This window comes from Gemella cuniculi DSM 15828 (assembly GCF_000425665.1).
Taxonomy (GTDB): Bacteria; Bacillota; Bacilli; order Staphylococcales; family Gemellaceae; genus Gemella; species Gemella cuniculi.
The window spans coordinates 168,512-183,790 of record NZ_KE384432.1 but is presented as its reverse complement, the minus strand read 5'-3'; the positions used below and the strand labels follow the sequence as shown (position 1 = coordinate 183,790).

The 15,279-nt window shown below is 27.7% G+C and carries 16 protein-coding genes; 15 read left to right on the top strand and 1 reads right to left on the bottom strand.

Features of this window, described 5'->3' with window-relative positions:
• The first annotated feature begins 142 nt into the window (after positions 1-142).
• From H612_RS10180 to H612_RS0107020, 12 genes are all read left to right on the top strand, one after another.
• On the top strand, positions 143-367 hold the full coding sequence (locus tag H612_RS10180; protein WP_027130809.1) for a Rossmann-fold NAD(P)-binding domain-containing protein: 225 nt from the start codon (positions 143-145) through the stop codon (positions 365-367).
• Positions 368-799: 432 nt separating this feature from the next.
• Positions 800-2,422 carry a phospholipase A2 family protein gene (locus H612_RS0107065; RefSeq protein WP_027130808.1) on the top strand — a complete coding sequence of 541 codons (1,623 nt, stop codon included), beginning with the start codon at positions 800-802 and terminating at the stop codon, positions 2,420-2,422.
• 206 nt (positions 2,423-2,628) lie between these two features.
• Positions 2,629-3,387 (top strand): class I SAM-dependent methyltransferase, encoded by a 759-nt coding sequence (locus H612_RS0107060; RefSeq protein WP_027130807.1) that lies wholly within the window; start codon positions 2,629-2,631, stop codon positions 3,385-3,387.
• Positions 3,388-3,443: 56 nt separating this feature from the next.
• Positions 3,444-3,728, top strand: coding sequence for a cupin domain-containing protein (locus H612_RS0107055; RefSeq protein ID WP_027130806.1), 285 nt, complete (start codon positions 3,444-3,446; stop codon positions 3,726-3,728).
• A 103-nt stretch (positions 3,729-3,831) separates the two neighbouring features.
• Positions 3,832-4,200, top strand: a complete 369-nt coding sequence (locus tag H612_RS0107050; RefSeq protein WP_027130805.1) for a single-stranded DNA-binding protein — start codon at positions 3,832-3,834, stop codon at positions 4,198-4,200.
• 202 nt (positions 4,201-4,402) lie between these two features.
• Entirely contained in the window at positions 4,403-5,686 is a 1,284-nt protein-coding gene (locus H612_RS10295) for a hypothetical protein (RefSeq protein ID WP_245570465.1), read from the top strand.
• Positions 5,626-6,447, top strand: coding sequence for an endonuclease/exonuclease/phosphatase family protein (locus H612_RS10290; protein ID WP_342663383.1), 822 nt, complete (start codon positions 5,626-5,628; stop codon positions 6,445-6,447). The genes H612_RS10295 and H612_RS10290 overlap by 61 nt, the downstream gene beginning before the upstream one ends.
• A 225-nt stretch (positions 6,448-6,672) precedes the next feature.
• Positions 6,673-7,053, top strand: a complete 381-nt coding sequence (gene folB, locus H612_RS0107040; protein ID WP_027130804.1) for a dihydroneopterin aldolase — start codon at positions 6,673-6,675, stop codon at positions 7,051-7,053.
• A gap of 1 nt (position 7,054) precedes the next feature.
• Entirely contained in the window at positions 7,055-7,528 is a 474-nt protein-coding gene (gene folK / locus H612_RS0107035; RefSeq protein WP_027130803.1) for a 2-amino-4-hydroxy-6-hydroxymethyldihydropteridine diphosphokinase, read from the top strand.
• A 3-nt stretch (positions 7,529-7,531) separates the two neighbouring features.
• Entirely contained in the window at positions 7,532-8,530 is a 999-nt protein-coding gene (gene dusB / locus H612_RS0107030; RefSeq protein ID WP_027130802.1) for a tRNA dihydrouridine synthase DusB, read from the top strand.
• A 167-nt stretch (positions 8,531-8,697) separates the two neighbouring features.
• A complete protein-coding gene (locus H612_RS0107025) occupies positions 8,698-9,846 on the top strand; it encodes a pyruvate kinase (protein WP_027130801.1) in 1,149 nt (382 codons plus the stop codon).
• A gap of 302 nt (positions 9,847-10,148) precedes the next feature.
• Entirely contained in the window at positions 10,149-11,003 is an 855-nt protein-coding gene (locus H612_RS0107020) for an aldo/keto reductase (protein WP_027130800.1), read from the top strand.
• A 151-nt stretch (positions 11,004-11,154) separates the two neighbouring features.
• Here the strand turns inward: H612_RS0107020 and H612_RS0107015 are convergent, their stop codons facing one another.
• Positions 11,155-12,303 (bottom strand): MFS transporter, encoded by a 1,149-nt coding sequence (locus tag H612_RS0107015; RefSeq protein WP_027130799.1) that lies wholly within the window; start codon positions 12,301-12,303, stop codon positions 11,155-11,157.
• Positions 12,304-12,780: 477 nt separating this feature from the next.
• On the opposite strand from H612_RS0107015, the gene H612_RS10405 reads away from it, so the two are divergent.
• From H612_RS10405 to H612_RS0107005, 3 genes are all read left to right on the top strand, one after another.
• A complete protein-coding gene (locus tag H612_RS10405; protein ID WP_084167254.1) occupies positions 12,781-12,948 on the top strand; it encodes an ATP-binding cassette domain-containing protein in 168 nt (55 codons plus the stop codon).
• A complete protein-coding gene (locus H612_RS10400; RefSeq protein ID WP_342663382.1) occupies positions 12,932-14,320 on the top strand; it encodes an ATP-binding cassette domain-containing protein in 1,389 nt (462 codons plus the stop codon). Before H612_RS10405 ends, H612_RS10400 begins: the two co-directional genes overlap by 17 nt.
• A gap of 89 nt (positions 14,321-14,409) precedes the next feature.
• Positions 14,410-15,039, top strand: a complete 630-nt coding sequence (locus H612_RS0107005) for an MBL fold metallo-hydrolase (RefSeq protein WP_027130798.1) — start codon at positions 14,410-14,412, stop codon at positions 15,037-15,039.
• Positions 15,040-15,279 lie beyond the last annotated feature (240 nt).

Here is a 15,279-nt window from a genome sequence, read left to right as displayed (position 1 = left end):
TTTAGATTATACAATTAATTTTGCAAAGCTATGTAATAATAAAGTAAAAAGTTTTAATGTTGTTTCTTCTTTAGGAGCCAATAGTAAGTCAAAAAATTTTTATTCTTCACTAAAAGGAGAGCTAGAAGAAAGTTTGAAAAATATGAAATTGGGTATTTTACGAATATATAGACCTTTATTATTAATAGCAAAACGTGACGAAGAAAGAAAACTAGAAGATTTGCTTATAAAACTATCACCAGTTTTAAAATTTTTTCTAAGAGGAAGATATTCTCCAATAGAAGTAACTAGATTAGGTAGAGTAATTGTAAAATTTGCAATTATAAATAAATCTTCTGGAGTAACACCTATAATGATTTTAGAATAGAAGCTTAATGTTTACATTTACATTAAGTTTTTTTTTATTTTTATAATGATAAATTTATCAATTAGATATAATTTTAAAATAGATAAACAGACAAAATAATATATAAAAATTTTAATTAATAAAAAAAAGGATATTTCTATATAATAGGATAATAATAGTAGATATTTAAATAGTAAATAGATGGTATGAAATAAATTTGATTATAAACATAGGAATATAAAAAAAAAATAATAAGGTTGGTTAATGGAATATAAAATAATTATAAGGGATATTTAATGTATATTTGATGATAATTATTATAATAAAATAATTTTTTCTATTAGAAATTGATGACAAATATAATTGATAAATGATATTTATAGTGTTATAGTATACTTAAAAGTTAACTTTTTAAAGTTAACTAATTTAATACAACACAAAGGAGGAAACAGTATGAAAAAAGGGTTAACAATATTTGCGTTAACAACATTACTATGTGGTGCTGCGGCAATAACTGATAATCACCACGATGTATTCGCTAAGGGAAGTTCAAGTTCACATGGGGGTAGCCGAGGTGGAAGTTCTAGAGGCGATTCAGGTTCACATGGAGGAAGCCGAGGAGGAAGTTCCAAAGGAAGCTCAGCATCACATGGAGGAAGCCGAAGTGGAAGTTCCAAAGGAAGCTCATCGTCACATGGAGGAAGTCGAGGTGGAAGTTCCAAAGGAAGCTCATCGTCACACGGAGGAAGTCGAGGAGGAAGTTCCAAAGGAAGCTCAGCATCACATGGAAAAAGTGCGACTTCTAAGGGAAGTTCAGCATCACATGGAGGAAAAAGCACTAGTGAAAGTTCCAGAAGTTCACATAATAAAGATAACTACGGAAAAAATTCTAAGAGTAGTTTAGCTTCAAGTGGAAAGAGCTCAAGTACAAAAGGAAGTTTTGGTTCGCATAGTAATAGTAATAGTAATGGAAGAAGTTCAAAAACAAATTCGACTTCTCGAAGCAAAAATGTTAAAGAAAATTCAAGTAGAGCAACGAATTCAAATATAGGTAAAAGCTCAAAAAATAATACAAATAAAGAAACAAAGTCAAAAACAAACATAGGAAGAGCAAAACATTCAAAATCTTATTCAACAAATAAGGTGGTGGATTCAAATAAAAACTCAAAAACCAATGTTAATAAAAGTAAAGAAAAAAACTATACAAAAGCTGTGAATACTAAAACTAGTAGTAATCAGAAAACTAACATTTCATCAAACAAAAAAGGTAAAACTAAACAGAGTGTTGTAAAGGCTGATTTATACACAAGAGAAAATAAAAAAACATATACAAAAAATAAGAAATCACCTAATACAACTAAAACGGTAACTAATAAAGTATCAACACCTAAAATAAGTAAGACAAAAATGAGAAAAGATAAAAAATTAGGGGCAATTATTGATAATAGTAAGAAGAAAAACTTTAAAGTGTCAAAAATTAAAAATAAAAAACCAAATTTAGTAAATAAAAAAGTTGTGGCAATCAATCAAAAACAAAAAACTAAAATTGCAACGCCTGAAGAAATAAAAAAAATGTCTACTTGGAAAATATTAGGTTATGTTATGAAAAATAGAAATGGTAAATCGTTTAAAGCGTTACATGGTAATTATTGTGGACCAGGGTACGGGGACATAAAAAATGGTCCAGCACCAGTTGATAGATTGGATGCACTATGTAAACAGCATGATATAGAGTATGATAAATATGGATATTTTAGCAGAAAGGCAAATAATAATTTTATAAATGGTGTATATAAAGAAGCACAAAAAATGACTCAAAAAGAAAGAGAAAAAGCATATTATTTTGCAGAAGGGTTTAGTCGTATGAACAAAACTCCGTTAGAAGAGATAGCTAAAGCTATTAAAACTATAACAGCACCATTTAGAGCTATTGGAGATTTCTTTAAGTCTTTGAATGAAAATTCAAATTCTGTAAATCATAAAGAATTTAACAGAGAACATTCTGGTAATTCAGATAGTGATTCCAAAAATTTGTTTTTCAAAAAACGTTTTTTAAAAAAAGCTACACAGATGTAATTGGTAAAATAAAAAATTTTATATCTATTAAAGAGGCTGAATAATCGGCCTCTTTTTTCATAAAAAATTTAAATTTAGACACATATAAATTACTAAATTTTCATTGTATTTTTATAAAATATAATCTAAATATTAATAAATAACTAGTATTCTTCAGAGATATGTTATAAAATAGATATTGAAAGTTATATTTAGGAGGGTGCATTTTGAAAAAAGAATTAGGTCATAAATTTTTAAAAAAATTAGGAAAGACTAGACTAAGACCTGGAGGACTTAGGGGAACAAATTTTTTATTAGCCCACACTAATTTTAAAGAAGGCGATTTAGTTTTGGAAGTTGCTTGTAATAGAGGAGTAAATTTATTGCAGCTAGCTAAAAAGTATCCTAAAACAGCTTTTATAGGAATTGATGTAGATAAGGTTTCCATTGCTGAAGCCTGTGAAGAATCAGAAAAACAAAATTTAAAAAATATTAAATTTTTAAAAGCAGATGCATTTCATTTAGAATTTCCAGATAATAGTTTTGATTATATAATCAATGAAGCTATGTTAACTATGTTTAGTGATAAAAGTAAGGAAAAAGCACTAAGAGAATATTATAGAGTTTTAAAAAATGGTGGATTGCTCCTTACTCATGATATTTCTTTGGTAAATAATTATGAAGAAACAAAAAAAGATTTATCATCAGCCATCAATATAAATGTTTTTCCTCTTCCGAAAAAAGAATGGGTTGATTTATTTTCAAAAATTGGTTTTAAAACTGTTAATTCATTACAAGGGGAACTTACGTTAATGACACTAAAAGGAATGTTATCAGATGAGGGAGTACTTAATACTTTAAAAATTGTAAAAAATGGATTAAAATCAGAAAATCGAAAACAGTTTGTAAAAATGAGATTAACATTTAATAAATTAAAGACAGATATGAACTTTGTTTGTTTTGTTAATAAAAAACCATTGCAGTAGCAAAAGAATACAATTTAATAAAATAATAGTTGTATTTGAGTGAAAGGAGAATAAAAATGAAAATAGGAGTAGTTTTTGGTGAAGCAGGTTTATTGAAGAAACATGATAGATTTAAGTTGGTGAAAAAAGTAGGGGAAAAGGGAGATTTAATATCAAGACATAATCACCCAGAGGCATTAGTGGTTTTTACAGTGGTAAAAGGAAAAGTTCAAGTTTTTTTAAATGATAGTGAGACTTATGTTGTAGAACCTGGAAAAGTTTTACATTTTGATGGTGATAATTATATAAATGCAGAATTCCTTGAAGACGGAGAAGTTTTTGTGACTTTAATTCATAAGTAAATACAGAGTATCTTTAATTTATAAAGATAAATTTTATTAAGGATCTCTGGAATGTTTTTATAAGCAATCTAAATTACAATATATATTATAGGGAGGAAAAGATATGTTAAATCAGGTAATTTTAATAGGAAGACTGGTAAAAAAACCGGAATTAAAAGAAAGTGAAGGAGGACGAAATTATCTAAAAGCCACACTAGCAGTGCAATCAGATTATAAAAATAAAAATGGTGAGTATGAAACGGATTTTTTAGAGTTTACAGCTTTTGGAAAAATTGCAGAAAATACTGCCAAGTATTGTGATAAAGGTAGCTTATTGAATGTAGTGGGAAGTTTGAATAATAATGTTTATAAAGATAAAAATGGTGTAAATCATTATCAACTTTCGATTATAGCAAATAAAGTTTCATTTTTGAGTAAAGGTAACAAAAAAGAAGAAAAACAAAATGAAGATATTTTTGTTTTAGGTCAATAAGACAGAAGAAGTAATTTAGATTGTTTTTAAATCTTTAGTGTAAATTTATAATTTACGCTAAAGATTTTTTGGTTTTCTACTTATAGAATAACAAAGAATAATTTGTTAATTGAAAAAATTGTAAACCTTTGCTAAAAAATATTGTATTAATTTAGAAAAAATAGTAAAATAGAAATACAAACAAAATAAGGAGAAATTTATTGTGAAAAAGTACAAATTACCATTGCTTTTAGCGAGTGCAGTATTGGGAGGAGTGAGCGTAATGCCAACTATTTCCTATATTGCGAAAGCAGAAAATAATATACAGGCAGTAGCTAATATAGGAGAAATTCAAGGTGAGGGGCATAGATCACCACTGGAAGGAAAAAGAGTAAAACTAAGTAATGTGGTAGTTACTAAAAAAGATAATTCAGGATTTTATGTACAAGATACAAATCCAGATAATAACAAAAAAACCTCTGATGCCATATATGTAGCTTCTGAAGAAAAAGTAGAATCAGGTGATAAGCTATCTATAGAAGCGACAGTAAAAGAAGGCTATATGGAAGAGTATAGTGTAAAATCTGGCTCTACTTTTAAAGAACCAACAGGAAGCTTAACTGTTACAGAATTAATTGATGCTAAAATTAAAAAAGAGGGGAAAGCACCACTACCTAAAGCGGTTAATATTTCGGCCAATATGCCAAAAGATATAGTGGATAATAATATTAATAGTTATAATCCTGAGACAGAAGCTTTAGACTACTGGGAAAGCTTAGAAGGAATGCTTACAGTTGTAGAAAAACCACGTGTCCTAGGACCACAGTATAAGGGGGATATATATGTTTTGCCTGAAAATTATGTAGGGTTACCTCTAAACAATATTGGTGGCGTTAATTTGCGTTCTGGAGTTCAAAATACAGAAACTATTCCAATAGTAGTAGGTAACAAATACATAGCAAAAGCAAAAGATTATTTTACTGAAAATATAGAAGGAGTAGTTACATATAAAAATAAAACTTTTAAAATTGATCCAATAAAAGTTCCAGCAATAACAGATGGTGGGTTAAGAAGAGAAATTTCTAAGATCTATCCATCAGAGGATAAATTGACTATAGCTTCGTACAATATAGAAAACTTTTCTGCCAATAATAGTGGGCATGATGAAACTCCAGAAGAGAAAGTAGATAAGATTGCCAAATCATTTATAAATGAGATACATAGTCCGGATATAATAACTTTAATAGAAGTTCAAGATAATAATGGTGGAATAAATAATGGAGAGGTTTCTGGTGTTAAGAGTGGTGAAAAATTAGCTGATAGAATAAAATCATTAGGTGGAAAAAATTATAAATACGTTGAAATAGCACCTGTTGATGGCAAAGATGGAGGAAAACCAGGTGCAAATATAAGAGTGGCTTATTTGTATAATCCTGACAGAGTTAAATTAATAGAAAAAGAAATTGGGGGAGTACAAAGGCAGCAAAATTTGAAAATGGACATTTAGCAAAAAATCCTTCAAGAATAGACCCTACGAATCCTGCATTTGACAAAGTTAGAAAATCTTTAGCGGCGGAATTTGAATTTAAAGGTGAGCGAGTAGTTGTTATAGCTAATCATCTGAAATCAAAATTAGGAGATGATGCTATTTATGGATTGAACCAACCAGCAGTTCAAAATACTTTGCCAAAAAGATTGAAAGAAGCGAAAATTTTGAATAATTTCGTAAAAGAAGGTTTGAAACAAAATCCAAATCTGAAATTTGTACTGACTGGAGACTTTAATGATTTTGATTTTTCAGAAACTGTTAAGACTATAGTTGGAGATGAGCTTGTTAATTTGATGTTAAAACATAATGCAGCAGATAGATACTCATATTTTTATAGAGGAAGTAATCAGAGTCTGGACAATATTCTTGTTTCAAGAAATATAGAAGATAAAGTTGTTTTCTCTCCAGTTCATATTAATGCTTCATTTATGGAAGAACATGGAAGAGCATCAGATCATGATCCAGTTATTGTTCAGATAGATTTTAGTAAGGAAAGAAAATCTGAAAATCAGTGTAATCCTAGAGAAGAAAAGCACAATTCTAATAATAAACAGAATGTTCCTAAAGATAAAGGAAATAATCAAGTAGAAAAAGAAGAGGTTACAAAACCTAATAAAAAAATATTAGCTAAAACAGGTGTAACACGAAATAATTTGTCATTAGTTGGTTTTGGTTTGGCATTTATTGGATTATATTTATTAAAAAGAAAATTAAATTAAGTTTTTAAATAGTAATTAAAAAAGACTATAAGATTTTTAACGATTTTATAGTCTTTATTTTTTATCAAATTTAGTATGCATAAAAAAGATATTGATAAGTTTTATATTTTTGTGTTTTATATGTTCATAGAAATTAAATAGTATCAATAATACTTAATAATAGAGAAAAAACTAAAAATATGATAAAATTTTATAGTTATATGAAAGTTGCAAAGGAGTTTTGAGATGATAACAAAGTTATTTGTAAAAAATATAGAAGTTTTTGCTCATCACGGATTATTTCCCGAGGAAAATAAATTAGGACAAAATTTTATTTTTGAGGTGGAATGTGATGTTAAATACAAAACGGCATTATTTAATGATAATATTAACGATAGTGTCAGTTATGCAGATATTACACAAACTATTGTTGAAGTAACAACCCAAAGTACATTTAATCTTTTAGAACGTTTAGCAGGCGAAATTCTGAAAAATCTTTTTAATAAATTTCCAGAAATCACATATATTAAATTAAAAATTAATAAACCAGCAGCTCCAATAAAATATCATTTCGAAGAGTGTGGAGTTATGATAGAGGCTGGGTGTGTGGAGTTTTTGAACTTATAATATGATAATTTTAGCACTAGGAACAAATATTGATCCTAAAGAAGAGTATTTACAAAAAGCTTTAATTCAAATGGAGAAAAGCGAGATAAAAATTTTAAAAAAGAGTAGTATTTATGAGACACATGCTTGGGGAGGAGTAGCTGATGGGAAATTTTTAAATATGTGTGTAGAAGTTAAATGTAATTTTTCAGCATATGAACTTTTGGATGCAATTCAAAAAATTGAGTTAGATTTGGGTAGAGTTAGAAAAGAACACTGGGGAAATAGGACAATAGATATTGACATCATTGAGTATAATAATCAAAAATTTAATGATGAAAGATTAATAATTCCCCATAAATATCTTCACGAAAGAAATTTTGTTTTGAGACCTATATATGAATTGTTTGGTGATGTAATTATTGATAACAAAAGTATAAAAACATCATTAGATAAAATTACAGATGAAATTAAAGTGTATAAAGTGAAAGGATAGAAAATGTTTAAAATTAGAGAAATAGAAATACCAAACAGAGTGGTACTCGCTCCGATGGCAGGAGTTTGTAATGCGGCATTTAGGCTTACTGCAAAGGAGTTTGGCGCAGGTCTTGTATGTGCAGAGATGGTTAGTGATAAAGCAATTTTATTTAATAACAAAAAAACTATGAACATGTTGTATATTGACCCAAGAGAACGTCCTTTGAGTTTGCAAATATTTGGTGGAGAAATTGATAGTTTGGTAGAGGCTGCAAAATATGTTGATAAAAATACCGAGGCGGATATTATTGATTTAAACATGGGATGTCCTGTTCCTAAAATTACAAAAGTTGATGCAGGAAGTAAATTGTTATTAGATCCTGATAAAGTATATGAAGTAATATCAAGGATAGTAGATTCAGTATCGAAACCTGTTACGGTAAAAATGAGAATGGGTTGGGATGATGAGCATATTTATGTTATGGATAATGCGAAAAATGCTGAAAGAGCTGGAGCAAGTGCAATAGCTATTCATGGAAGAACAAAGGTACAGATGTATAGTGGGAAAGCTAATTGGGATATAATTCGTGATGTGAAAAAAGAATTAAAAATCCCTGTAATTGGGAATGGTGATATAACAACACCAGAACTTGCTAAAAAAATGTTAGATGATACAAAGTGTGATGCTGTTATGATTGGTAGAGCGGCTTTAGGAAATCCCTGGATGCTTTATAGAACAGTAAAATATTTAGAAACCGGAGAATTATCTGAGGAGCCCACTCCTAGAGAAAAAATAGATGTTTGTCTTTTGCATTTAAGAAGACTTATGGAAATTAAACCAGAGAAAGTAGCCGTTCACGAAATGAGAAAACATGCTGCATACTACATGAAAGGTATTAAAGGTGGTACTAAAGTGAAAAAAGAACTAAACTATCTTAATACTTATGAAGAAATGGAAAACTTATTTGGTGAATTTTTACATTATTTAGAGAATGATAATAAAAAAGAGATAATAATTTAATACATTAATAAAAATCACAAATTAAAAACTAGAAATAAATATATCGTTATTTCTAGTTTTTGTTATTTTAAATAAAAATATTAACTTTATTTTTTTTAATATAGTCAATTAGAATTTAATGTGTTATAATTTATTTAGAAAACGTTTTACGTAAGGTGGATATATTTATGACAAGAAAAGTAAAAATAATAGCAACGCTAGGAAATAGCACAGAAAATATTTTAAAAAATATTGTTAATGGTGCGGTTGATGCGGTTTTAATAGATACTTATTATGGGAGTAATGAGGAAAATATAAAAAGAATAGAAGAGATAAAGTCTTTACGTGAAGAATTAAATAAAAATACTGCTATTATATATGATCTAGATCATATATATGCACAAAGCAAATATAAATTAATAAAAATAGAAGAAGAAAATATTAAATTTGCTTGTGAACAAGATGTTGATTTTATAGCTTGCCCATTTGTTAGTAATTTAGATGAAATAAAAAAAGTTAGAGAAATATTAAAGGAAAATAGAAAAGAAAACATTGGTTTAATTGTAAAAATTGATTGTAAAGAAGCATATGAAAATATCGATGAGATTATTAAATTTGCTGACTCTATAATGATAAATCGTGATGAACTTGGAATGGAGATGCCATATCAAAATTTACCAAGTATACAAAAAGAAATTATAAGAAAAGCTAATGATGCGACCAAAGAAGTAATTTTAACAACTCAGATGCTACATTCTATGATTTATAATCCAAGACCGACTCGTGCAGAAGTATCAGATGTTGCGAATGCTATTATAGATGGTGTTGATGCGATTATGTTAATTGAAGAAACAGCGACAGGTAGTTATCCTAGGGAAGCATTGGAAACTATAGATAGAATAATTACATATATAGAAACTCAAAATATTATTGAGGAAGATGATAGTGAGTATAAAAACCATAAGATGGATATTGCTCATGCTATTTCGATTTCAACTAAATATTTATTGGATGTAGTTGATGTAAATAATATAGTAACATATACAAAATCGGGAAGTACTGCAAAATTTATTGCAAGATATAGACCAAAAGTGCCAATACTAGCGGTAGTTCCAACAAAGGAGAAAGCAAGAAAGTTGGCAATAACTCGAGGGGTAGTTTCTTATATAGAGCCTAAGACATTGTCAATGGAAGAAATGTTAGAGTTTGCTTCAAATTATGCTGAAAATTCAGGTTTAGCAAATAAAGGAGATTATATTTTGATAACGGCAGGTCAACCTGATCTCGGAAAGGATAACGTTCCACCAACAGATTTTGTTAATATAAGAAAAGTTTAAATGATCAAAAGTAAAAATAAATTGAAGTTTTAAACACGTGATTTGAAAATATTAAATATCAACTACAATTATAAAAAATAGTGGCAAAGCCACTATTTTTGTATTTTATTAACCTATAAAAGTTAATTCGTGAAAAAATATTGTATATTTCTGAATTTGAACATATTATGCTATGTGTTAATTGCATACTACGATGAAAATTTTCTATTGTACATTTTTTTGTAAGAATAGTATACTATTTTTAGAAATCATTAGTGGACTAGACAATAATTGATAAATTTGAATATGAAAGGATAAAGAAAATGAAATATGTTATGCTTAATAATGGAATAGAAATGCCTATGGTAGGATTTGGAGTTTTTCAAATTCCGGATATGGAAGAATGTCAAAAAGTAGTTGAAGAAGCAATTCGAGTAGGGTATCGTTTATTTGATACTGCACAAGTATATGGAAATGAAGAAGCAGTAGGGAAAGCAATTAAAGCATCAGGAATCCCACGTGAAGAGTTTTTTATTACCACAAAATTGTGGATTTCAGATTTTAGTTATGAAGGAGCAAAATCTGCTTTTAAAGATTCTTTGAAAAAATTAGATATGGAGTATGTTGATTTATATTTATTGCATCAACCAGTAGGAGATGTGTTTGGTGCGTGGCGAGCAATGGAAGAATTATATAAAGAAGGAAAAATAAAAGCTATAGGCGTATCTAATTTCTTACCAGAACAGTTAGCCAATCTTTCTATTTTTAATGAAGTTACTCCTGCTTTGAATCAAATCGAATTACATGTATTTAATCAACGACAAACAGACCAAGATTATTTTACAAGTAAAGGAGTAGTTACGGAAAGTTGGGGAGCTTTGGCAGCTGGGAAATTTGATGTTTTTACAAATCCTGTTTTAACAGAAATAGGCGAAAAATATGGAAAAACAACATCACAAGTAATGCTGCGTTGGCATTTACAACGTGGACTTGTGTCACTTGCTAAATCAGTTACACCAACACGCATAAAACAAAATTTTGATATATTTGATTTTGAATTAAATGACAAAGATATGGACAAAATTTCAGCTTTAAATACAGATACAACCTTATTCGAAGATTATCGTTCTCCAGTAAGTGTAGAAATTCTTGGTAGCTTTTTAGGGAAATCATTTTAAAAATTGAGTGTGGGAAATTTTAAAAGTTAATATATATTATTTCTCTTAAATTATTTATAATAACTTATTACTGGAAATAACAAAAAAGAAGAAAACTATAATTATAGCTTTCTTCTTTTTATTTACTCATTATTTTAATGAACAATATAATCTATTTATTGTTTCTTAAACTGAAATAACTAAGTAAAGTGCAAATAAACATCAATATGCTAGTTATATAAAATGGTGTGATATATTTTTCCAAACTTAATGTTTCAGGAAGTTTTGTTAAAATAACTGGTGTTAAAATAACACCTATATTTCCGCCAACTAACAATATGCTGGTTGCAAAATTAATAAATTTATTTTCTAATTTTTTAGAAATATAGAAAAAATTAAAGGACATTGTTCCAACAAAACTGATTCCAATAAGAATTGCTCCTATAAAAAATAATAAAATATTGTTTGTAATAGCAAAAATAAAACTTCCTATTGCCATAAAACTAAGCATAATAGTTAAAGTTAAATCTTTAAATTTTTTGACTAATAGACCAAATAAAAATCCTGAAAAAGTTCCACTAATTGCTAATACTGTAAGTAAATTTCTTGACATGTCCGCCTGATACAAATATTTTTCAACAATAAGTGTTGGGATTTTTATCGTTGCCCCCATATAAGAAATTCCTACAAAAAAAGTAAGAAGAGTTAAAATAATGGTTTCTTTATGGAATTTGATGCTAATTTTTTTATCATTTTGATTTTCTACTTTTGGAACAAAAAATAAAAATAATAAAAATATTGGAAGTGCTAATGCATAGACTAAAAATACATATTTAACACCATAGATAAGTAAGTATCCAGATATAAATGTCGTTAGTGCTTTACCAATATTTAAAAAAGCAGTACGCATTCCAATCATAGTTCCACGACTTTCACCGTCAAAAAAATCGCTGATTAAACTTATTGATAATGAGTTAAAAAGTCCTATACCAGCCCCAAGGAAAAGTCTACTGATTAAAACTAATTTAAAATTTGTTGTAAAGATAGGGACTAATCCAAAAATAAATATTAATATAAGTCCAAGTAAAACGGTATTTTTTTTCCCAATAAATTTAATAACAAAATTGCTAATTAAAACAAAAATTGTTATCATCATTGCCGGGATTGTCGCCAAAGTTTCTACAGATGCCAAACCTATGTTAGGATTTTGATTGTGGTAAAAATTATATAAGTTAGGTATGACAGGAGAGATAGCTAAATGCGACATTAACAATATAGAAATGCTAAGTAAAGAAAACTTAGCTAAAGAGTTTAATTTCATTTTATTCTCCTAAAAATTTAGTATATTACAAGATTATATGAAAAATAAATATTTTGGTCAAGTAAATAGTTTGTTAATATAAATAGGAACTAGTATTGACTGAATTTTATGTGTAAAGTATATTTGATAAATTTTTTATTCTTGACACTGTTAAATAGTAAATGATATACTTAACGTGAAAGTAATGAAAGAGAGGATAAGCCATTGAAATAAAAATAATATGCTATGTTATATTTTTAAACTAATAATATCAAGTTTATGTATAAGGGCGTATTATGTGTTGATTGTGGTGTGTTTTCTTGGATATAAATATTATATTGAAATAAACCTTAATCACTTTTGAGTATGTATCTAAAGTGATTTTTATTTATATAGGAGCATTCCGATTGTAATACAGTATTAATAATTATTATATTATTAAATAGTAAAAATACAAATCAATATTTATTCTAGTACGCTCTATGTTAGGAGGTTACTATGTTTAACATAAAAAATCTGAGTGTTTATTTAGAAAAAGATTTGAGAAAGTTAATAGTAAATTTTAATTTAACTTTTTATAAAGGGGATAAAGTTGTATTAATTGGAGAAGAAGGTAATGGAAAGTCTACTTTATTAAAATGTCTTGTAGATAAAAAAAAAGATTGAAAATTATGCGAAAGTACGGGGAGAAATTTCATTTTTAGAAAATGTTATAGGTTATCTACCACAAGAAGTAGATAGTGAAACTTTAAGGATTTCCAGTTTTGAATATTTTAAAAGTGAGTTTGAAGATGATATTAATTATAGTTTACTATATTCTTTATTAGAAAATTTTAACTTAGAGGATTATTTTTTCGAAAAGGATATTACTATTGGCGAAATGTCAGGTGGAGAAAAAATAAAATTTTTTCTTATCTGTATTTTATTAAAAGAGCCAGATTTACTTTTATTGGATGAACCAAGTAATAATTTGGATGTAAAATCAATAGAGTGGTTGGAAAAATTTATAAAAGCTTCTAAAGTTGCGATTATATTCGTTTCTCATGATGAAAGGTTAATATCGAATTGTGCAAATGTTATTGTTCATTTTGAACAGTTGAAGAAGAAAACGGAATTTAGTTACAATGTGGAAAGAATGAATTATAGTGAATATTCTGAACTGAGAGCAGAAAGAATTGTTTCGAAAACTAAAAAAGCAAAAAAAGAGAAACAACTTTTTAATAAAAAAGAAGAAAATTATCGAAATGTTTATCAAAAAGTTCATCATGCACTAAATCAAGAGGTAAGGAATCCTACCGTTGCTAAAAATTTAAAGGATAAGATGAAATCATTAAAATCTCAAGAAAAAAGATTAGAGAAAGAAAAAGAAGGATTAACGACACTTCCTGATTATGAGGGTGAAATTTTTATAAAATTTCCAAAGTTAGAAGTTATAAAAGGAAAAAATATTTTAAGTGTAAAAATAAATAATCTAAGTAATAATAAAGTCTTGTTGGAAAATTCATTTTTCCAAATTAAATCTGGAGAAAAAATTTTTATTGTGGGAGATAATGGCTGTGGGAAAACAACGTTGTTAAAGTATATAACAAATAGTTTAAAAGAAGAAAAAATAGAATACGGTTATATGCCACAAAATTATGAAGAAATTTTAAAAAATTATAAAACGCCATCAGAATTTCTGGGAGAGGGATTGAGTGATAAAAATAAAATTTTTACATATTTAGGCTCGGTTAATTTGACTCATGAGGAGATGATCCGTGATATTAAAACGTTGTCTGGTGGACAGAAAGCGAAGGTATTTTTAACAAAATTAATTTTACAAAAAAGTGAAATTCTAATATTGGATGAGCCAACAAGAAATCTTTCAGTTATGAGTTTGAAAGTTCTAGCAAAACAGCTTGCTGAATTTTCGGGGACTATTATTGCAGTTTGTCATGATAGAGATTTTATAGAAAAAATAGCTAGTAAAATTTATTATTTCGAAAATAAAAAATTAAAAGAGAAAGTGATTAACAAAAAGGGTAAAAAATTTGAGTAGTGATTATATTTTAATTTAGGAATTCTTGATATAGTGCTTGGAATAAGATAAAATATAATTAGTAATAAATTTGGAGAGGTTTTTATAAAATGGCAAAAACAGAGATTAAAAGAATAGTGATGGACATGGTAGATGAAAATTGCTACATAATTTACAAAGATAGACGTGGTATTATTGTTGATCCAGGAGCAGGTTTTGAGAAAATAAAGAAATCAGTAGAGGAATTAGGTGTAAAAATAGAGGCAATCCTTTTAACGCATGCACATTTTGATCATATTATGTCATTAGATGAGTGTAGAAAATATTATGATATTCCAGTATATATATCGGATCATGAGAAAGATTGGTTATCAAACCCTGATTTTAATGGCTCAACAGCTTTTAGGTTAAGAAAACCTCCGATGACAAATGAGGCTGAGTTTGAATTTGAAGAAAATAAAAAATATGAATTAGCAGGGATGACTTTTACAGTACTTCCGACGCCAGGTCATTCACCGGGTGGAGTGTCATTTGATTTCGGTAAATTTATTGTAGTAGGTGATGCATTATTTAGAGGTGGATATGGACGTTATGATCTTTATGGTTCAGATTTCGCAGCATTAAAAAACTCAATTAGAAATGTTTTATTTAAATTGGAGGGGACGAAAATAGTTTATCCAGGTCATGGTGATAGTACCACTATTGAAAGAGAACGGGATCTTAATTTGATTGGGTATTAAGATTTAGGATAGTGAGCATTGAAAATATGGTTTTACCAAAAAATATTATTTTCAACGTTTAAATAAGTTACTGAAGAGTTTTGCATTTATCTTTATTTTTTAGTATTAATGAAAAAATTTTTTAAAAATGTTTAATTTTAGAAAAACTTTTAGGATATTTAAGTTAGATAACAAGATAAAGTTTAGTCATTTTTATTGACAAAAGAATAAAAGTGTATTAGAATTTATTGTGTTGATAGA

Excerpts from the sequence above, each read along its gene's own strand:
- H612_RS0107005 (WP_027130798.1), top strand. The coding sequence starts at position 14,410 with ATGGCAAAAACAGAGATTAAAAGAATAGTGATGGACATGGTAGATGAA.
- folB (WP_027130804.1), top strand. The coding sequence starts at position 6,673 with ATGATAACAAAGTTATTTGTAAAAAATATAGAAGTTTTTGCTCATCAC.
- H612_RS0107050 (WP_027130805.1), top strand. The coding sequence starts at position 3,832 with ATGTTAAATCAGGTAATTTTAATAGGAAGACTGGTAAAAAAACCGGAA.
- H612_RS0107015 (WP_027130799.1), bottom strand. The coding sequence starts at position 12,303 with ATGAAATTAAACTCTTTAGCTAAGTTTTCTTTACTTAGCATTTCTATA.
- H612_RS0107055 (WP_027130806.1), top strand. The coding sequence starts at position 3,444 with ATGAAAATAGGAGTAGTTTTTGGTGAAGCAGGTTTATTGAAGAAACAT.
- H612_RS10405 (WP_084167254.1), top strand. The coding sequence starts at position 12,781 with ATGTTTAACATAAAAAATCTGAGTGTTTATTTAGAAAAAGATTTGAGA.
- H612_RS0107065 (WP_027130808.1), top strand. The coding sequence starts at position 800 with ATGAAAAAAGGGTTAACAATATTTGCGTTAACAACATTACTATGTGGT.
- H612_RS0107020 (WP_027130800.1), top strand. The coding sequence starts at position 10,149 with ATGAAATATGTTATGCTTAATAATGGAATAGAAATGCCTATGGTAGGA.
- H612_RS0107025 (WP_027130801.1), top strand. The coding sequence starts at position 8,698 with ATGACAAGAAAAGTAAAAATAATAGCAACGCTAGGAAATAGCACAGAA.
- H612_RS10180 (WP_027130809.1), top strand. The coding sequence starts at position 143 with ATGAAATTGGGTATTTTACGAATATATAGACCTTTATTATTAATAGCA.
- dusB (WP_027130802.1), top strand. The coding sequence starts at position 7,532 with ATGTTTAAAATTAGAGAAATAGAAATACCAAACAGAGTGGTACTCGCT.
- folK (WP_027130803.1), top strand. The coding sequence starts at position 7,055 with ATGATAATTTTAGCACTAGGAACAAATATTGATCCTAAAGAAGAGTAT.